General features: G+C 41.1%; 12 protein-coding genes. All 12 read left to right on the top strand.

Annotation, left to right across the window (positions count from 1 at the left end; genetic code table 11):
* Positions 1-430: 430 nt before the first annotated feature.
* Positions 431-1,690, top strand: coding sequence for an accessory Sec system protein translocase subunit SecY2 (locus tag D8852_RS06620; protein ID WP_125425074.1), 1,260 nt, complete (start codon positions 431-433; stop codon positions 1,688-1,690).
* A 6-nt stretch (positions 1,691-1,696) separates the two neighbouring features.
* Positions 1,697-3,295, top strand: coding sequence for an accessory Sec system protein Asp1 (asp1, locus tag D8852_RS06625; RefSeq protein WP_125425075.1), 1,599 nt, complete (start codon positions 1,697-1,699; stop codon positions 3,293-3,295).
* The gene (asp2, locus tag D8852_RS06630) at positions 3,282-4,859 is read left to right on the top strand and encodes an accessory Sec system protein Asp2 (protein WP_125425076.1); all 1,578 of its coding nucleotides are present in this window, start codon (positions 3,282-3,284) and stop codon (positions 4,857-4,859) included. The genes asp1 and asp2 overlap by 14 nt, the downstream gene beginning before the upstream one ends.
* Positions 4,856-5,890 carry an accessory Sec system protein Asp3 gene (asp3, locus tag D8852_RS06635; RefSeq protein WP_125425077.1) on the top strand — a complete coding sequence of 345 codons (1,035 nt, stop codon included), beginning with the start codon at positions 4,856-4,858 and terminating at the stop codon, positions 5,888-5,890. Before asp2 ends, asp3 begins: the two co-directional genes overlap by 4 nt.
* Positions 5,880-8,267, top strand: a complete 2,388-nt coding sequence (secA2, locus tag D8852_RS06640) for an accessory Sec system translocase SecA2 (protein WP_125425078.1) — start codon at positions 5,880-5,882, stop codon at positions 8,265-8,267. The genes asp3 and secA2 overlap by 11 nt, the downstream gene beginning before the upstream one ends.
* A 68-nt stretch (positions 8,268-8,335) precedes the next feature.
* A complete protein-coding gene (locus D8852_RS06645) occupies positions 8,336-10,807 on the top strand; it encodes a hypothetical protein (RefSeq protein ID WP_125425079.1) in 2,472 nt (823 codons plus the stop codon).
* Between the two features lie 51 nt (positions 10,808-10,858).
* Positions 10,859-12,034, top strand: a complete 1,176-nt coding sequence (locus D8852_RS06650; RefSeq protein WP_125425080.1) for a family 1 glycosylhydrolase — start codon at positions 10,859-10,861, stop codon at positions 12,032-12,034.
* A 255-nt stretch (positions 12,035-12,289) separates the two neighbouring features.
* On the top strand, positions 12,290-12,976 hold the full coding sequence (locus tag D8852_RS06655) for a hypothetical protein (RefSeq protein ID WP_004246484.1): 687 nt from the start codon (positions 12,290-12,292) through the stop codon (positions 12,974-12,976).
* Positions 12,977-12,990: 14 nt separating this feature from the next.
* The gene (gene gtfA / locus D8852_RS06660) at positions 12,991-14,520 is read left to right on the top strand and encodes an accessory Sec system glycosyltransferase GtfA (protein ID WP_125425081.1); all 1,530 of its coding nucleotides are present in this window, start codon (positions 12,991-12,993) and stop codon (positions 14,518-14,520) included.
* A gap of 27 nt (positions 14,521-14,547) precedes the next feature.
* Positions 14,548-15,876, top strand: coding sequence for an accessory Sec system glycosylation chaperone GtfB (gtfB, locus tag D8852_RS06665; protein WP_125425082.1), 1,329 nt, complete (start codon positions 14,548-14,550; stop codon positions 15,874-15,876).
* A gap of 68 nt (positions 15,877-15,944) precedes the next feature.
* Positions 15,945-16,121 carry an XRE family transcriptional regulator gene (locus D8852_RS06670; protein WP_084945370.1) on the top strand — a complete coding sequence of 59 codons (177 nt, stop codon included), beginning with the start codon at positions 15,945-15,947 and terminating at the stop codon, positions 16,119-16,121.
* A 433-nt stretch (positions 16,122-16,554) separates the two neighbouring features.
* Positions 16,555-20,184: KxYKxGKxW signal peptide domain-containing protein (locus D8852_RS06675; protein ID WP_185755592.1), on the top strand; the 3,630-nt coding region annotated here is incomplete at its 3' end.

Raw genomic sequence — 20,184 nt, forward strand, 5'->3', positions numbered from 1 at the left:
TAAAATCCATTCAACTTTCGAAGAATCATGATCAGATGAGAAAGTGTAAAATTCCTTACCTTTCAGAGATTTGGTATGGGAATAGTTTTTTAGATGTCAATCATGATGACAGAGTTGATATACTTATAAAAATTTTAAGGATTAAGTAAATCCGTTTATGCATTTGATGATGTTCAAATAGAAAAAATGGAAGAACAGGTGTTCTCACATGAAAATATTCAAGGATAGAAGAGAAGCTCCAAGTAGATTTACACTCATGAGGTGCTCCTGTATTTCGTAGGTGAAATATCATGGTAAGCCAGTTAATCCTATCTTGATTATCAGTGGGATGAGCCTGTTTTCTTGAGTTGTCTTGCTGTTACGATGGTACATGAACATTGCTAGAAAATGATCGCAAGACTTGCTAAATATAAAGAATAAAGGATGACAGATGAAACATTTCGGTCTTAAGAAACAGAAACGAACAAGTATTTTTTTCCGAAGAGCAATTTTTACAATTTTGATCATTGCGATCTATTTACTTGGTCGCCATATTTTACTTCCAGGATACAATGGCAATACAGGTTTTTCACAAATAACTGAGCAAAATCCCTTGGCCTATTTGTATTCCTTGGCAGGAGTGGATGTCTCTCAGATTTCTATGTTTTCACTGGGACTAGGTCCTTGGATTACGACGATGATCGTTTGGCAGGTCATCAACTTGAATAAAAGTTGGAATATACAATCATGGTCATTGAAAAAAGCGGATTTTGTGCAAAAGATTCTCACTTTGATTTTTTCCGTGTTACAGGGAATAGCTGTTATGTACACGGCTCGTTCGGAAAATGGACGCTTTTTGCTTCTTGTAGATGATTGGATTTATAATATGACTGTACTAGCAACTGTTGTAGCAGGAAGCTTTGTTATTATCTGGTTGGCTAGTTTGAATGTTAGCAAGGGAGTAGGCGGGCAGACAATTATTATTATTTCAGGAATTTTGCTACAATTTGCTAACCAATTAGTGGTATTGATAGGACAATCTGTTTTGTCTAAAGAAGGATTAGCCTTTCTAGTAGGTGCGGCGATCTCATTTTTGCTCTTGGGCTATATTGCCGTGGTCTGCGAGAGAGCTGAAATTCGTTTGCCTCTAAATCGAGTCATGTTAAGTAGTCGTTACTATGGTAAATCTTACCTCCCTATCAAATTTCTTCCCTCTGGGGGAATGCCTATTATGTATGCCTCGAGTGTTATTATGTTGCTTCAGTTGGTATTAGACTGGTTTGGCCATGGTTTTACGAAAAATTTTGGTAGTTTATTTGATTTTACAAAACCCTTAAGTTTGGCCTTCTATCTGCTGGCTATTTATCTTCTTGCAATTTTATTTGCCTATATCAACTTGGAACCAGAAGAAACAGCGAAACGTTTACAACGTCAAGGAGAATACCTAGATTATATCCAGCCTGGGAAAGCAACTTTAAAAGTTTTGAAACATTACATTTCCTTACAATCTAACGTAGGAGCACTCTACCTGATCGTTTTTATTGGTTTACCCTATTTCATTAATTTCTTCCTACCTCTTCCAAATTTGCTTTTGACTATACCAAGTACATTGATCATTTTAGTCAGTATGCTCTTGCCTTTGCATGAAGAAATACGTATCTTGAGAATTGGGACTTACTACCACAAAGAATTAGAATTTAAAGGAGAATAGAGGGATATGTTTTACTTTGTACCATCTTGGTATAGACAAGATCGGAAATGGTATTCTACCACCCTGCCTTTCTATTACGTGTCTAAAAATATGATGTTTGATGATGCGGTGAATTTGCTGCGAATGTTTCAGCAATCAGGAGAGGCAAATACCACTCTGATTTTGAACTATTCACCACATATTCGAACCTTTCTTTATCAGCAAAGAATATTGCCAGAAACTGTATGGAATCTATTTGATACCATACAAGGTCTGACGGATGTATCTGTACGTAAAATTCGTCTGGAAGATATTAAATGGCCTCAAGGAGTAGAATTCTTCTATACTCCTTTTATGATTGAGGTATATTTAAATCAAGAACACTATGCTAAAATTAACTTTTCACAAACAGGTAATTTCTTTGATATTACTTATTTTGAGGGTGGGCAGACAAATCATCAGCTAATTTTTGATGATCGTGGATTTGTTTCAAGTGTCATCTATTTTGAAAATGATCAGCCTTACTACCAAGATTATTTAAATTTACAAGGTACATGGCAGTTTAGGGAATTTTTGAGCACAGAAAATCATCAAGTACTTATTAACCCTGAGGCGCAGGCTACATTTGCAAAAGAAGTTTACCAAGATATCGAAGAATTGATCAATGAAAAACTAGATCAGTATCTAACTTCTGCGCTAACCAAGGATGATACGATTGTGATTTCGTCAGATGTACAGCACAATCACTTTTTCCAAAAGGTTAAGGAAAACCATCATGTTATCTTGTCTTTTTTTGGAGATCGCTATCCAATCACAAACCAGGAGCAGCTGCTAACGGATTTGACAGACACGCCGTTCTTCGTTGTTGATAGTTTAAATAAAATTGAAACGATAGCAGCTAATGTGGATCTAGAACAGTTGCCAGGATTTTATGAGATTCCGCCTTATGATACTCATCTAAACCTAGGACATAGTCAAAGAAAAAAAGAGTTAATTGTTTACGTCAATTACGACAATCTACCAGCAGATCAAATTCAATATGTGTTTACGACTTTGTTTGAAATGATGTTGAAAAATGAATGGATTGACTTGCTGGTTGGAACACAAAGTCAGGATTTTGGTCGAGAGGCCTATATAAAACAGGTACTAGAAAGCTATCGATCACTTAAGCCAGAATATGAACAAGAATTGATTTTTGTTGATAAAGAGAAAAGAGCAAGAGGTGAAAACCGAGTTCTTGATGATGAAGAGGAGATTGTTCGCGAACGGATTGATATTGAAACCATTCATAGCGACAGCGATTTGATTAAAGTTCTGAAGTACGTTCGTATTATACTAGATTTGGGAACTCCAGCTGATGTGTTGACTCAAATCGCTGGCATTAGTGGAGGGATCCCTCAGGTTAACTTGTATAGTTCTTCTTATGTGAAGCATGGAGAAAATGGTTGGATTCTAGATGATATTTCAGATTTTGAAGAGGCACTCTTATACTACCTCACAAACTTAGAACATTGGAATCAATCTCTAGTTCACTCAGTCAAGAAGATTGAACAGTATACAAGGGGTGAGATTGTCGATATGTGGAAAAATACCATAAAGGAATTAAAAGGAAATGAAAAAAATTAGTGTTTTGCAAATTGCTGATGAAAATTGGCAGGAGCAATATGAAATTCCTAGTAATATAAAATGGACATTTGTCAAACCAGAAGACATCGTCTCTTTATTGCCAGAAGATATCGGGATCTTAAATAGAGAAGTTGAGGCGGAAAACGGGAAAAAAAAGAAAAAAGTAGACAGACCGTTTGATGTCGTGTTGGTAGATACTGCTGAATATTTAGAGTATGTCACTATCTTGGATCAGAAAATTCAGGTTTACCGTCTGTTCTATCATGAGCGTTGTCAAATCACTACAAAAACGCTGGAACGATTTCTTTTGCGCAAAAAAGCTGTGAAAACAAATTTTGAAAATCCAGAGCAGATGCTACATATATTTTCACGTGGTTTTTTCTCCAAGCAAAATGGAACGAAACTAAGTGTTAATCATCTAGTCGCTGCACCATCTTTTGAGGGTCAAATCAGTTATGAAGGGACAAACTACCTTCGTTTGTGTGGCCGATATGGTGAAGATTATCAGACTATTGCGACCTATCAACATAATGTTTTTCTGAGTGGGGAGATGCCCTTAGATCTGTGGCCTGAGTTCAGGGTTTCAGAAGGTTGTTCGATCCGCTACGTTGTCAAAGGTTTTCCAGCTGGAAATTCTCCCATGCAAGAATGGATTTATGATGAAACGAGCTTTGATCGGCCTCTGACGTTAGATGTAAATGATTCGTATTATTTGAGTATCAGTATTCAAGCAAAAGGACAAGGAATTGTAAAACTTGGTCCCTGCCACTATCGAGACTCCCATCTAGGCTATGGAGACTTGTTAGTCGGAGGAAAACGAATTAGCGATAAGAATAGAGAAGAACTGATTTATTTCTTCCATCCAGGAGATTTGAAACCACCGTTGAACATCTATTTTTCAGGGTACCGTCCCGCAGAGGGATTCGAGGGGTACTGGATGATGAATAATTTGGGATCGCCATTCTTACTAGTAGGGGATCCGCGTTCAGAGGGGGGCGCTTTCTATCTTGGATCGGAGGAGCTCGAACAAAAACTTCTCCAAGTGGTTCATAACTGCTTAGATGAACTCGGTTTTACGAAGGAACAACTGACCTTGTCAGGTTTGTCAATGGGTACTTTTGGCGCCCTTTACTATAGTTCTAAGTTGGAACCTCATGCCGTCATTGTCGGAAAACCTCTTGTCAACTTAGGAGATATGGCAGAAAATGAGTCAACTATTCGTCCGGGAGGATTTCCAACGTCACTGGATTTGGTGTACCGCACAATAGGGGAGTTATCAAGTGGAGCTACAGCTCAGCTTAACGAACGTTTCTGGACGGCTTTTGAGTCAGCTGATTTCTCAAGAACAAAATTCATTATCTCCTTTATGTATCAAGATGACTATGATATGTCGGCCTATCCTGATATGCTGGATGAGTTAGGACAGCGAGATTACCGCGTCAGCGTTATCAGTAAGGGATTGACTGGACGACACAACGACGATACACAAGGTATTGTCGAATGGTTCTTTAATCAATATAAAACGCTATTAATGAATAGTTTTGAAAGGGAGTTTAAATCGTGAGATACAAGGAAGAAGTCTATTTTGCTTATTGGGATATCCAAAGCGTATCTCAGTATCTATACGGTTCATCTGTCAAACTGTTAGATGGTGGTCATGTTTTGTATGAAAACCAGTTCATGCCTTCGGGGACAGTTATTCATGAATGGCATTCACGGGCAAACTATCAGGCCTTACGCAATACGAGTCAGCTTCCTGAATTGAAACGTGGGCAAAACTATATTTTTGGCAGTCATATAGAAACCATCCCAGAAAATTCAACATACTTAAAAGTTGAATTTATGGATGCTCGAGACGAAGAAATTTCGAATCAGATCATTAAACAGGGAGAGAGAGTCAGCGTATGCGTTCCAGATAATACACAATATTATAAGGTGCAGTTAGTCAGCTCGGGTTGTCATCGCTTCCTTTTTGAAGGGATTTATGTTGCTGAGGAGCAGTTGGCGGATTATACAGTGGATCGCTACTGGATTTCTGATTTGCTTCATCAGGATTCCGAGAAAGAAACGATGTATGTTTGCTTTACTGAACCTGAACTCAATCGAACAGGTTTTATTCCAGAACGTGTTCGTGAACATTTCTCAAATGTATTGATTGTTAATTCGTCTTATAGAGAAGCGCTCCTATACATGGAGGAACGTTTTTACGAAACCTTGCTTGAAACGATTGAAGAATTAGCGCAAGAGCATCTTTTTGAAAAAGTGGCTTTTGTTGGTTATGGAGCGATTTCTAATATTGCGGCCTTGCATTACTCCAAACAATTTGGAAATTCATACGCTCTTGTGACGGATGAGTTTTTAAGCGAACTAGACTATCAACGCTTGCTGGAACGTTACCGTAGTCGAGTAAATCCGCCTATTTTTAAAGAATTATTGCTACAGCAATTTAATCCGACAAAAGTTAAGGAATATGCGGACTTGAAGACTAGACCACGTGAACTAGCAAACATTGAATATTTATTAGATAAGTCATTTTTACTTCAAGCGATTGACTTGGAAAAGATTGAAGAGTGGATGAGAGAGAATGAAAACTAAACGATTCAATTTGACCAACTCCTATAAACTAATGCGTTACAAAAAGATTTTGGAGAAGGTTAATAAACTATCTGATAGTTACGCAGCTATGTCAAATGAGAAACTGCAAGCTCAGACAAAATGGTTTAAAGAACGCCTTTCTGGAGGAGAAAGCTTGCAGTCCATTTTGCCGGAAGCGTATGCAACCATTCGTGAGGCAGCCAAGCGTGTATTAGGATTATATCCTTATGATGTTCAGGTTTTAGGGGCCTTGGTTATGCAAGACAATCAGATTGCAGAAATGAGAACAGGGGAAGGAAAAACCTTGACAGCTATCCTTCCTTTATACCTAAATGCTTTGACGGAAAAAAGTACAATCCTAGTCACGGCCAATGAATATTTGGCAGCGCGTGATGCTAAACAAATGGCACCCGTTTTTCGATTTTTAGGAATGACAGTTGGAGTTGGTGTCTCGGACGATCCGACAAAAAAACTTAAAATTCCTCAAAAACAACAAATCTATAAGAATGATATTGTCTATACAACACATAGTGCGTTAGGGTTTGATTACCTAGAAGAAAACTTGGCGACATCTCAATCAAAGAAGTTTTTGCCAAAATTTTATTTTTGTTTGGTCGATGAAGTAGATGCAGCCTTGCTAGATAGTGCGCAGATGCCCCTAATCATTTCAGGTTCTCCTCGGGTTCAATCCAATCTCTTTCTCTCGTGTGATGAGTTTGTAAAAACTCTAAAAGAAGGGGAAGATTTTAATCTAGATTCCACTCGGACGTCTGTATGGTTGACGAGAAAAGGAGTGAAGGAAGCAGAGGTTTATTTCCGTGTTCAGAATGCCTATGATCCAGATAATTACCAGCTCATTCGCCAAATTAACCTAGCTTTGAGAGCTAACCACTTATTTGAAAAAGATCGTCAGTACACAGTGGATAATGGCGAAGTTAAACTGATGGATGAGGCGACAGGACGTCTCTTGGAAGGAAATAAACTCCAATCAGGACTACACCAAGCACTAGAAGCCAGAGAACGTGTGAAAATCACATTGGAAACGCGTTCGATGGCCTCTATTACCTATCAAAATTTATTTAGAATGTTTCCAAAATTAGCAGGAATGACGGGTACTGGTAAAGTTTGTGAGGAGGAGTTCAGAGACGTTTACGACTTGGGAGTCGTAGTTGTTCCTACACGAAAACCCAATTTACGAATTGATTATCCAGATGAAATCTATCTCACGATTCCTCAAAAATTATATGCTTCATTGGAGTATATCAAAAAATTACATAAAAAAGGTCAGCCAGTTTTAATTGCGACAGGATCGGTTGGAATGTCTGAGATTTATTCTATGCTCTTACTCCAAGAGGGAATCGCCCATAATGTGTTGAACGCCCATAATGCAGCGAAAGAGGCTGAGATGATCGCACTGGCTGGTAGACGTTCTGCAGTGACGGTAGCAACATCAATGGCAGGTCGTGGAACAGATATTATCTTGGAAGAAGGGGTTGCTGAGTTGGGTGGACTTGCTGTTGTTGGAACAGAGAGAATGTCCAGTGAGCGAGTGGATTTGCAGCTTCGCGGTCGTGCCGGACGACAAGGCGCTCCAGGATTAAGTAAATTCTTTATTTCTCTTGAGGATGATCTTATTTCCAAGTCTGGTAGCAAATGGATTAGTGAGTACTATCATAAAGAAATTGCAAAACCAGAGGAAAAACAAAAGATTCATTTGACCTCTCGTCGTATTAGACACGCGGTTGAAGAGGCTCAGAAGAATAGTGATAACGCGTCAGCGGCTTCCAGACGTTCAACGGAACGATATGATGAAAGTATCCGTATTCAGCGACAGATTATCTACAATAAGCGTAATAAGCTCATCTCTCATCCAGACTTTGATTTGACTTATTTCTTGTCTATCCTATCGGATGCAGTGGACATTTATACAAGTAAAACACCGTTTAAAGAGCGGGCGGATTTATTTCGCTTTGTTTTGGATAACATTAGTTATTACTGCGAGGATATTCCAGATGATCTAGATGTCACGGATTTACGGCAAGTTAAAAAGTTTTTATCTGACCTCCTTGTTTCAGAGTACCAGCAGAAAAAAGATAAAATCAAGGATTCAGAGTTGTTCAATCAATTTCAACGAACTGTCGTTTTGAGAGCGATAGATGACTGTTGGGTTGAGCAAGTTGACTATTTACAGCAATTTCAAGGTTTGGTGTCTAGTCAAGGATATGCCCAAAAAAATCCTGTCTTTGAGTTTCATAAAGAAGCTTTTAAATCATACAAAAGAATGAATGCAGATATAAATCTGAACATTATAAAAAACATGGCATTGAGTTACATCAATATAAAGCCTTCTGGGAAGTTAGAAGTTTTCTTTGGCTAATGCTTTGACAGATTCTGTTGTAGACTTTATAATGATGATATAACTGTATTTTTGGAGAAAATCATATTATGAGCAAAAATAATAACGAAGAGCTAAAGGGATTTAAACGTTTGATATCAAAGTTTAAGCAAAAGGGTAGGGAAGATAGTGATTACCGTAGCCTGGATGCAACTAAATCAAAGCTGGTTAGTCGAAAACTCAAAGAGCAAAAGGAAATTATTCTGAGTGCTAGTGAAGATCTTGAGTTACCAACAGAATCAGTTTCTGTCATGGAAGCCTTAGAAGACTTTCAGGAAAGGAACAGTTTGGGAGTGGCTGACTTGATAAGAGATGTTAGTCAGAGCTTGTCAACTAGCGCTTTAGCTTCCCTCAGCCTTTCTGTCGCAGATTCGTACAGTGAGTCGTTTAGCCAGAGTATATCAGCAAAAGGATTCTCGCTTCGAGAGTCCATGTCTGAGAACTACTCATTAGTGGTCTCTTCTTCAGAATCTGAATTTGAGTCCCTTTCCTTGGTTGATAGCCTCTCTGTTTCTGAGCATTTGACAGGGGAGTCTCTTTGTCAGGGGACGGATGAGCTCTCTTTGAGTGAAAGTATTGCATACTCAGAGTCTCTTTCCTTGAGTGAATTAGAACAAGCCAGCCAGAGTGTCTCCGAGTCAGAGTCCTATAGTCTGAGCCAGAGTGAATGGGAATCCATATCCGAATCCCAAAGCTCTTCAGAAGCAGAGTGGTGGAGTTCTTCCGAGTCCGAACAAGCGAGTCAGAATGTCTCAGAGTCGGAGTTCTATAGCTTGAGCCAGAGTGAGTTGGAATCCATTTCGGAATCTCAAAGCAACTCAGAAGCAGAGTGGTGGAGTTCTTCCGAGTCCGAACAAGCGAGTCAGAATGTCTCAGAGTCGGAGTTCTATAGCCTGAGCCAGAGTGAGTGGGAATCTATATCCGAATCCCAAAGCAACTCAGAATCAGAGTGGTGGAGTTCTTCCGAATCAGAACAAGCAAGTCAGAGTGTCTCCGAGTCTGAGTTCTATAGCTTGAGCCAGAGTGAGTGGGAATCCGTTTCGGAATCTCAAAGCTACTCAGAATCAGAGTGGTGGAGTTCTTCCGAATCAGAGCAAGCCAGTCAGAGTATTTCAGAGTCTGAGTTCTATAGCCTGAGCCAGAGTGAATGGGAATTGATATCCGGATCTCAAAGTCACTCAGAATCAGAGTGGTGGAGTTCTTCCGAATCAGAACAAGCGAGTCAGAGTATCTCCGAGTCCGAGTTTTATAGTCTGAGCCAGAGTGAATGGGAATTGATATCCGAATCTCAAAGTCACTCAGAAACAGAGTGGTGGAGCTATTCCGAATCAGAACAAGCGAGTCAGAGTATCTCCGAGTCCGAGTTCTGTAGCCTGAGCCAGAGTGAGTGGGAATCGATTTCCGAATCTCAAAGTCACTCAGAAACAGAGTGGTGGAGCTACTCCGAATCAGAGCAAGCAAGTCAGAGTGTTTCCGAGTCTGAGTTCTATAGCTTAAGCCAGAGTGAGTGGGAATCGATTTCCGAATCCCAAAGTCACTCAGAATCAGAGTGGTGGAGTTCTTCTGAATCAGAGCAAGCGAGCCAGAGTGTCTCCGAGTCCGAGTTCTATAGTCTGAGCCAGAGTGAATGGGAATCGCTTTCTGAATCTCAAAGCTCTTCAGAATCAGAGTGGTGGAGCTACTCCGAATCAGAGCAAGCGAGTCAGAGTGTCTCCGAGTCTGAGTTTTATAGCTTGAGCCAGAGTGAATGGGAATCGCTTTCTGAATCTCAAAGCTCTTCAGAATCAGAGTGGTGGAGCTACTCCGAATCAGAGCAAGCGAGTCAGAGTGTCTCCGAGTCTGAGTTTTATAGCTTGAGCCAGAGTGAATGGGAATCGCTTTCTGAATCTCTTTCCTTGAGTGAGATGATTTCTCATCTACTTTCTGAGTCCGAGTCGTTAAGTTTGAGCGAAATCCTCTATACCAGTGAATCCGAATCCTTAAGTCAAAGCCAACAAATATCTGAATCCTTAAGTCAAAGTCAGAGTGTAGCTGATTCGGTGAGTTTAAGGAAGGCATCCTTATCTCAGTCCTATAGTATGTTAGAATCAGAATTTGGTTCCTACAGACAGAGTGTGGCGGAGACAGAAGTATTCGCGCATGACTTGCATGCTTCGGAACGTCTGTATAAGAGCCTCTCTGAACTGGATATGAGCCCTCTAACTCACCAGCAAAAAGTGCAAGAAGTGATGATGCCTGAAATTTTTGAAGAAGAATCATCTCAAGCACATATTGCTGAGGAGCAACAGGAGCTTGAAAATAGAGAGGAATCAATAAAGAATGTAGATTTGCAAGACTCTCTGAAACATCTGTCTCACTATTCAGAATCAAATGGAACAAATTTAAGGATGACGGAACGCCAACTCTATCACCTACTCAGACCAGGTTCGCAGCCCCTAGCACGTGACTTAAGAAATGTTGCAAGTGAATTGTCTGGTTTGGCTGCTATTACTCAAAAAAGGGAAGATGAGAAATCCTTCTAAACAGAACTTGCAATCATTAAATAGAAATAATAAAAATCAAAAGGAGCCACTATGATTAGAAATATGATGTCAAATAGTAACAAAGGTTTGGGTACTACAGATGTATTACCAGTTGACCAGTCTCGGATAGAAGTTCTGAATGGAACAGTTGACTATAAAAATGTACCTTTAGGATCTTATGATATCCTAGGGAGATTTGCTTCAGTAGCTCAGAGAGATTATACGGAAGAGCTGAATTTAATTCAATCAATGGGTTTTAATGCCTATAGAATCTCGATTTCTTGGGCACGCATCTTTCCAAATGGTGAAGAGCTGCAGCCGAGTGAAGAGGGGTTGAAATATTATGAAGCAATCATCGACGACGTATTAGAAAAAGATATCGAACCGATTGTGACCTTGAGTCACTTTGACCTTCCGCTGAATCTATACGAAAAATATGGAGCTTGGAAAAGCCGCAAGATGATTGAACTCTTTGAGCGTTACGCAGAAGCTGTCTTTCAGTACTTTAAGGACAAAGTGAAGTATTGGATTACCTTCAATGAGTTCAACGTTTTGCACCATTTGCCGTTTCTTGGTGGAGGATTGTCTTTTGGAGCAGATGACAATCAAGAACAGGTGATTTGGCAAGCAGCTCATTATCAATTAGTTGCTTCTGCACGTGCAATCAAGCTCGGAAAAACAATCAACCCAGAGTTTCAGTTTGGTGGGATGATGGTTGTTAGTAAAAACTACAGTCAGCAAACTGAAAATGCTATTGATGTAATGGAAGCAGAAGTCAAAGATAGGGAAAATTATTTGTTTACAGACGTGCAAGTTCGTGGATACTACCCAAATCACTTTTTGCGTCGTTTAGAACGTGATCAAATCGCCTTGGATATTGAAAACGACGACCTCTTTGTTCTAAGAGATGGGAAAATTGACTTTGTCAGCTTCAGTTATTATGCATCAAGCAATTCCCAAGAAGTTTTTATCAACAAATATGCAAGTAATGGCCAAAATCAAAATCGCATTGATTCTGTGGGACTTCGTCTCGTGATGAACAATCTTTACGATCGTTACCAAAAACCACTCTTCGTCGTGGAAGATGATGTGGTCTTGGATGATTCAAATAGCGTAGCAACTGAAGAATTGAAAACAAACATCCAAGAGATCGTGAAAACAGTCGAGTATGATGGTGTGGAATTGCTTGGCTATACACCGCTTACTTGGACGGAACTAAATTTTTAAAATAGGAAGTAATAACTGAATTTCTTCTACCCTAGAAGTAGTGTTCGTATTTTTACTTTTGAAAATGTCTGATCTATCAATCAGACATTTTTTTAGAAATAGATGGATTTTAAGCTAAGTTCGGGTTTTGCTTGATAGCAGCTTAGGATATTTTCCTTATTTGGAGCTTAGAAAAGAATAGCAATTTGCGCTATTTTATGCTACAATGGGGAGTAGTGGTGTAAATCAGAATAAGTAAGGAATAGAGGGAGCAAAATGAGACTGAAGAAAACATTGTTCGGTAACTACCGTGCTAAGGAAGTCGAAGATTGTATCGAAGCATTAGAGGAAGGATTCGATCGTGAAATTCAAAAGAAGAATGAAAAAATCGAATCTCTACGTAAAAAAATCGACTCTATGAAGAATCAAGAAAAAGAGATCGGTGAAGCAGTCATTTATGCCAAATCTCTTGTCATTGAAGCTCATGATAGGGCCGAAAAAGAAGCTAAAGAAGTTTTAGAAAAGGCACAAAAAGACTACTTGGATACGAGAGAATCTATTCTCGAAGAAATCGATACTCTGACCAAAAAACGGGCAGAGGCTGAGAGATTGTATAATTTACAAAAAGAAAAAATTAAAAATATTATCAGTCGAATTGATGATTTTCTAGAACTGGACGATATCGATGGTAAACCAAAAGATATCAAAAAAATTCAAGAATTGCGTAAAGAACTTGATAGACCAGAAGAAGTTGCTAAGGAGAAAGAAGAGGTGGTGCCTGAGAGAGAGAAAATCCATCTCGAACAACCCCTTGCAAAAACAGGAACAGATAGTACCATCTCTGTCAGCTACATCACTTCACGTCGCGCAAAACCTAAAAAGAAAGACGAAGATAAGTTAGATGATGATAAGGGCAAGAGAATCAAACGTCTTTCAAGAATTAAACGAGATAACTTTTTGTAAGAGGATAATCAAATATGACAATTTATAACATCAATTTGGGGATTGGCTGGGCGAGTAGCGGTGTAGAATATGCGCAGATCTACCGTGCAAAATTGCTTCGTAGTGTTGGCTTAGAAGCGAAGTTCATCTTTATGGATTTCATATCTGCTGATAACATTGAACATTTGACAAAGAATATCGGCTTTGAAGATTCTGAGGTTATCTGGCTTTATCAGCATTTTACAGATGTCAAAATTGCACCGACGACCTATACGTTAGCGCAGGTCTTAGCGAGTTTCGATAAAGAGCCTCTCGAAATTATCCGCGACACCGATATGAAGACGATTCGACTAGTATTTGGTGATGGTGATTTTGTAACTTGTTATGCCTGTGATATGGATAAAGAGTTGATTGAACGCGCCGAAATTGTTTCGCGTGGTTGCCTGATTCAAAAAGAGTACTACACTTATACGAAGAATTTTGTCGAGTATTTTAGTCCGATGAATGGTCATGCGCAATTATATCAACGTACCTGGCTCAATGAAGATGGTAGTGTGGCCTATGAAGAAATCATCAATGAAGTCGATGGTAGACAGGAAACGCAAGTCTATCGTTTCCCAAATCATGTTTTCTATTCTAAGCAAGAGTTTGTCGCGCATTTTATGAGAAGTTTGTCTCTGACGGACAAAGATTTATTGATTTTAGACCGAGAGACAGATATTGGTCAAGCTATCTTTGCTAATAGGGGTGCTGCAAAGCTAGTCGTAATCGTTCATGCAGACCACTTTAGTGAAAATCCTGCTGAGAAAGACTATATTTTATGGAATAACTATTATGAGTATCAGTTCGAATATGCTGACGAAGTGGACTATATCATTAACTCGACCGATGCGCAAACGAACCTACTCAAGGAACAATTTGCTCAATATACAAACATCAAACCAAAGGAAATCTTGACTATTCCAGTGGGAAGTCTGGATCAATTGCGTCATCCAGAAGGCGAGCGCAAGCCGTTTGGATTGATTACAGCTTCGCGCCTAGCCAGTGAAAAGCACATTGATTGGTTGATTCACTCCGTAGCGAAGGCGCATGAGCAATTACCTGAAATTACTTTTGATATCTATGGTACGGGTGGCGAAAGAGCCATGTTGGAGCAGTTGATTCATGAGTTAAATGCAGAAGACTATATCCGTCTGATGGGGCATCACCACATGGCAGATGTTTATCGAAATTACTCTACTTACCTCTCTGCCTCCACAAGTGAAGGGTTTGGTTTGACCTTGTTAGAGGCGGTTGGCTCTGGTCTGCCAATTATTGGTTTTGATGTACGTTATGGAAATCCAACCTTTATCCGTGATGGGGAAAATGGCTACTTGATTCCTGAGGCGCGTCCAGATGATTTGGATGCAATGACAACGGAATACGCAGAAAAGATTGTCCAGCTATTTACTCAACATTCCCAAGAAGATCTATCCCGTGTATCCTACGAGGTGGCAGAACCATATCTTGATGAGCATATCGCTCAACGTTGGTATGATCTTGTTCAATCTGCACAGCATCAGTAGGGATTCGAAAAGAAAGGCATAAACACTATGATTTGTTTATTTGAACGCTATGATCAAGCGAGTTTTGATTTACTACGTTCACTTAAGGCAGCTGGACTAGACTGCCCTGTTGTCGTGATCCGAGACGATGGCTACCTCGCACCTGATGTCGAGTCGCCTTACAGTTACTTTACTGGAGATGTGGCTTCAGAGGACGATCTACCTCTTTATTTTAACCTTGTTCCGAAGCCTCATTTGTGGGAAATTCGCTCGAGCAATGTTAATGGTGAAATCTTGGATATGGGTAAGAAACGTGCCAATATCTTTTACCGTCAACCGACACATGAACGTCGCGTTCGTGCAGTCGAGTGGTTGGATGATCAGGGTCGTGTACGCGCTGCAGACATTTACAATCGCAAGGGACGTCTCTTTGCACAGATTACCTATGATGATGCCCAACGTCCAACTCATACAGGCTACTTTAATCAAGATAACGTAACGGTGATTATGGAAAATCATCTAACAGAGGATATTGTCTTAACTCTTGATGGAAAACGCCATATTTTCAATTCTAAGCAAGAGTTTGTAATCTTTTACTTGCGATATCGTGGGTATGATACAGATCGCATTATCTACAATTCTCTAGCAACACCATTTTTAGTAGCTGTTGGTCTGACTCCGAAAGAAGGACGAGCAGAGGATATTCTCTTCTGGCAGGAGCCAATTGGAGAGGAGTTGCCGGGTAACATGAAAGCAGCGATGCAGTTGCCTCATCGCAACATCCGTATCGCAGTACAGGACAAGCAAGTTTATGATAAGATCCTCAAGCTTGCGACACCAAAAGAGAAGAGTTACTTCCGCAATGTTGGTTATCTCTATCAATACCATCGCCTCAATAATATGAATCCAGAAGCTTTGATCCTGACGAATAGTGACCAAATCGAGCAAATTGAATCACTTTTGACTCAATTACCAAATGTTCATTTCCATATTGGAGCGATTACTGAGATGTCAAGTCGTTTAATGGAATTAAATCGCTATCCGAATATTTCCCTCTACCCTAATATTCGTCCAGCTAAGGTGGATGAACTTTTTGCTCGTTGTGACTTGTATCTGGATATCAATATCAGTGATGAAATTCTCAATGGTAGTCGAACAGCTTTTGAGAATAATATGCTGATTCTTAGTTTTGAAACGACTTGCCACAATCGTCGTTTCGTTGCAGAAAGCCACATTTATCCGGTGGAAAATGTATCAGCCATGGTAGGCAAGATTCAGGGAGTTCTCTCTCTTCCTTCTGAGATGGAGGCTGCCCTTGCAAAGCAAAAACAGGCGGCGAATCAGGCTGATCTGGAAGCCTACAAGGCAATTTTATAAGCTAATAAGACAAGGGCTTGCTTTCGATGAAAGCAAGTTCCTTTCTATCAATAGAAAAGGAGGAGCACATGTCTAACAAGGACAATGGCATTTTACAAGAACATATACGAGAACAGCTAGATAATCGAAAGAAACCCCTAAAAAGGGAAAAGCAAGATTTTAGCATGATTGCCGTGCTGGGCGGAGTTCTCTTTCTCGTCACTCTTTTGGTCACACTACTCATGCAGTTGGGACGCTTTTTTTAGGAACTTTTCTGGATGGAGGTGGTCTCCAGAAAAGATGAACCTTGACGATTTGCTCGTCAAGGTTTTTTTGTCCTTGTCTAAGTGAACTAGTGTGAAAGGGTGGGAGTAGGGATTTCGAAAGATAATAAAACGCTTTCAATTATTTGAGCCTTAAAAGCGAATTTTAGGTAAAAATTAGGCGTTTTCATTGGTTATTTCGAGTATAAATACTTGAAAAGGAGGAGCCGTTTTGGTAAAATGATAAATGGTATATACTAGATAAAAGCAACTGGTATATCCCAGATGGAATCTGCTTTTTCTGAGTCAAAGGGATAAAAACTGAGACTGACTGCGGCTTTTATTGGCTTTGGTTTTGAGAGGGCAGCGCAACTACGCTTTGTTAATGATCATGAGGTTAACAAAGGGTCGCATTTGGATAAAAGAAAGGAATCGAATGTTTCGAAGTAAAAAATTTAATAAAGATTTCGAGATCGTAGATGAGAAAAAGCGTTATAAGCTTTACAAGTCGGGTAAAAACTGGGTAAAAGCCTCGAACTCTCAATTGGATCTCTTCCGTATCGGTGGGATGGGTGAAGTTGTCTCTAGTACCCTATCAGACACTGAAGAACTTGATCACGCACACCTTAGTCTTAACACGCTAGCGGGTATAGGGGGAATCCTGGCCGCGGGGGCTGCAGGATTTGTGATGACTCAAGAGCAAACTGTATACGCAGATGAAACATCTGAGTACAAAGAAACGGATAAAGCAGTCATCGCAGCTGAACCGAAAGCAGCTGAAACAAGTACTAACTCAATCATCGCTCAAGCGCAAGCAGAAGTAAAGAAAGCTCAAGCAGAACAAGCATCTGCAACAGCTTCTGTATCAGTCAGTCAATCTGTTGAGGCTCAAGCGAGTGCGAGTCAGTCGGCTTCAGTCAGTCAATCTGCCTCAGCAAGTCAGTCAGTTTTAGCGAGTCAGTCAGCATCTGCAAGTGCTTCAACATCAGCAGGTCAGTCAACTACTCCAGCATCTGAGTCAGCGAGTCAATCAACCTCAGCTCCTACATCAGTCTCAGTAAGTGCAAAAGCATCTGCATCAGTAAGCTCTGCACCATCAGAGTCAGCAAGCGCTCAAGCACCTGCCTCTGTAGTTGAGAGTACATCAGTTGTTAGCGAACCATCAGCTCAGGCTTCTGTGTCTACCTCAGCTTCTGCATCGCTCAACCTTAAGGTCAGCCCTGCGGCAAGTCTTGTATCAGGTAGTGCTAACCAAAGTTTGGCTAGTGCAGCTCTTAGCGCAAGCCAAGCAGCAACGACAAGCAACAATATCGCAGCTGGTGTGGTAGCTGATAAGAACCAAGCCCAAGGCAAGGACGCAACCAAGCAAGCTGAAGAAGACCAAAAAGCAGACAAGACAGTAAATTCTTCACCAAAAGAAGTTGGTCAGTCAGGTTTCCGTAGTGCTGGTTATTCAGGTTTCCGTAGGTTGCCACAACCAGGTGATGAAGGATTTGATTGGGCTCCGAGACTTCAGGTCATAGATGGACCTGGGAATGTTGTTCTCCAACCTGGTCAAAAGTTCAATTTCACTGTAACTATCCATCACAGAAACTCTACAAACCAATTTGTACATCCAGCTAAACTAACTCTGATAGATAACTACAGACGGATTAAACCAAATGGTGACTGGATAACATATAAATTTACTTCTAGTGGCCCTGATGTTAAGATGAGAGTTTATGGTACTGTTCCAGAGAATCCTCAATCACTTACATATTTTGCAGCACTGCAAAATGAGGGAACAAATCAAAGGAGATTCCCGATAAGAGGCTTCTCAATGACTATTGATGGTAACGGTAGCATCTCTAAGTCGACATCAGCAAGCCAATCAGTAAGCTCAAGTCAAAGAGCTTCAGCGAGTGCATCGCTTAGTGCACATCAATCCCACTCAGCATCTGTATCAGCAAGCATCAGTGCGAGCCAATCAGCATCAAGCTCAGCAAANGCTAGNCAAAGTGCTTCAGCAAGTCGCTCAGCTTCAGCATCTGTAAGTGCAAGNCAATCAGCATCAAGCTCAGCAAAANCTAGCCAAAGTGCTTCAGCAAGTCGCTCAGCTTCAGCATCTGTAAGTGCAAGCCAATCAGCNTCAAGCTCAGCAAAAGCTAGCCAAAGTGCTTCAGCAAGTCGCTCAGCTTCAGCATCTGTAAGTGCAAGCCAATCAGCATCAAGCTCAGCAAAAGCTAGCCAAAGTGCTTCAGCAAGTCGCTCAGCTTCAGCATCTGTAAGTGCAAGCCAAAGTGCTTCAGCATCTGTATCAGCAAGCATCAGTGCGAGCCAATCAGCATCAAGCTCAGCAAATGCGAGCCAAAGTGCATCAGCAAGTGCAAGCGACTCAGCATCTGTATCAGCTAGCCAATCAGCAAGCGCATCAGAATCAGCTAGTCAAAGTGCTTCAACATCAGTAAGTGCAAGCCAATCAGCTTCAGCTTCAGCATCTAACAACCAGAACTCAGCTTCTATCTCAGCAAGCGCGAGCCATTCTGCGTCAATTAGTGCGAGCCAAAGCGCTTCAGCTTCTATCTCAGCAAGCATCAGTGCTAGCCAATCAGCATCAAGCTCAGCAACAGCAAGCCAAAGTGCTTCAGCAAGTGCAAGCGTAAGTGCATCAGTGAGCGCAAGTCAATCGGCTTCAGCATCAGTAAGTGCGAGTCAATCAGCTTCTGTATCAGCTAGCCAATCAGCAAGCGCATCAGAATCAGCTAGTCAAAGTGCTTCAACATCAGTAAGTGCAAGTCAATCAGCTTCAGCTTCAGCATCTAACAACCAGAACTCAGCTTCTATCTCAGCAAGCGCGAGCCACTCTGCGTCAATTAGTGCGAGCCAAAGCGCTTCAGCATCTGTATCAGCAAGCATCAGTGCTAGCCAATCAGCATCAAGCTCAGCAACAGCAAGCCAAAGTGCTTCAGCAAGTGCAAGCGACTCAGCATCTGTATCAGCTAGCCAATCAGCAAGCCAATCAGTAAGCTCAAGTCAATCAGCTTCAGCATCAGTAAGCGCAAGCCAAAGTGCTTCAGCTTCAGCATCTAACAACCAGAACTCAGCTTCTATCTCAGCAAGCGCGAGCCACTCTGCGTCAATTAGTGCAAGCCAAAGTGCATCAGCATCTGTATCAGCAAGCATCAGTGCGAGCCAATCAGCATCAAGCTCAGCAAGTGCTAGTCAAAGTGCTTCAGCAAGTGCAAGCGACTCAGCATCTGTATCAGCTAGCCAAAGCACATCGGCTTCTGTAAGTGCGAGTCAATCAGCGTCTGTATCAGCTAGCCAATCAGCAAGCGCATCAGTATCTGCAAGTCAATCAGCTTCAGCATCAGTAAGCGCAAGCCAAAGTGCTTCAGCTTCAGCATCTAACAACCAGAACTCAGCTTCTATCTCAGCAAGCGCGAGCCACTCTGCGTCAATTAGTGCAAGCCAAAGTGCTTCAGCATCTGTATCAGCAAGCATCAGTGCGAGCCAATCAGCATCAAGCTCAGCAAGTGCTAGTCAAAGTGCTTCAGCAAGTGCAAGCGACTCAGCATCTGTATCAGCTAGCCAAAGCGCATCGGCTTCTGTAAGTGCGAGTCAATCAGCGTCAGCGTCTGTAAGTGCAAGCCAATCAGCTTCAGCATCTAACAACCAGAACTCAGCTTCTATCTCAGCAAGCGCGAGCCACTCTGCGTCAATTAGTGCAAGCCAAAGTGCTTCAGCATCTGTATCAGCAAGCATCAGTGCGAGCCAATCAGCATCAAGCTCAGCAAGCGCTAGTCAAAGTGCTTCAGCAAGTGCAAGCGACTCAGCTTCAGCATCAGTAAGCGCAAGCCAAAGTGCTTCAGCTTCAGCATCTAACAACCAGAACTCAGCTTCTATCTCAGCAAGCGCGAGCCACTCTGCGTCAATTAGTGCAAGCCAAAGTGCTTCAGCATCTGTATCAGCAAGCATCAGTGCGAGCCAATCAGCATCAAGCTCAGCAAGCGCTAGTCAAAGTGCTTCAGCAAGTGCAAGCGACTCAGCATCAGTATCAGCTAGCCAAAGCGCATCAGCTTCTGTA

It is taken from the genome of Streptococcus mitis, assembly GCF_003942695.1.
In the GTDB taxonomy this organism is placed as follows: Bacteria; Bacillota; Bacilli; order Lactobacillales; family Streptococcaceae; genus Streptococcus; species Streptococcus mitis_BD.

What these genes read in the sequence shown, in the direction of transcription:
- D8852_RS06645 (WP_125425079.1), top strand. Translation starts at nt 8,336, where the DNA reads ATGAGCAAAAATAATAACGAAGAGCTAAAGGGATTTAAACGTTTGATA.
- D8852_RS06670 (WP_084945370.1), top strand. Translation starts at nt 15,945, where the DNA reads ATGTCTAACAAGGACAATGGCATTTTACAAGAACATATACGAGAACAG.
- asp2 (WP_125425076.1), top strand. Translation starts at nt 3,282, where the DNA reads ATGAAAAAAATTAGTGTTTTGCAAATTGCTGATGAAAATTGGCAGGAG.
- gtfA (WP_125425081.1), top strand. Translation starts at nt 12,991, where the DNA reads ATGACAATTTATAACATCAATTTGGGGATTGGCTGGGCGAGTAGCGGT.
- D8852_RS06620 (WP_125425074.1), top strand. Translation starts at nt 431, where the DNA reads ATGAAACATTTCGGTCTTAAGAAACAGAAACGAACAAGTATTTTTTTC.
- D8852_RS06655 (WP_004246484.1), top strand. Translation starts at nt 12,290, where the DNA reads ATGAGACTGAAGAAAACATTGTTCGGTAACTACCGTGCTAAGGAAGTC.
- D8852_RS06650 (WP_125425080.1), top strand. Translation starts at nt 10,859, where the DNA reads ATGATTAGAAATATGATGTCAAATAGTAACAAAGGTTTGGGTACTACA.
- secA2 (WP_125425078.1), top strand. Translation starts at nt 5,880, where the DNA reads ATGAAAACTAAACGATTCAATTTGACCAACTCCTATAAACTAATGCGT.
- asp1 (WP_125425075.1), top strand. Translation starts at nt 1,697, where the DNA reads ATGTTTTACTTTGTACCATCTTGGTATAGACAAGATCGGAAATGGTAT.
- gtfB (WP_125425082.1), top strand. Translation starts at nt 14,548, where the DNA reads ATGATTTGTTTATTTGAACGCTATGATCAAGCGAGTTTTGATTTACTA.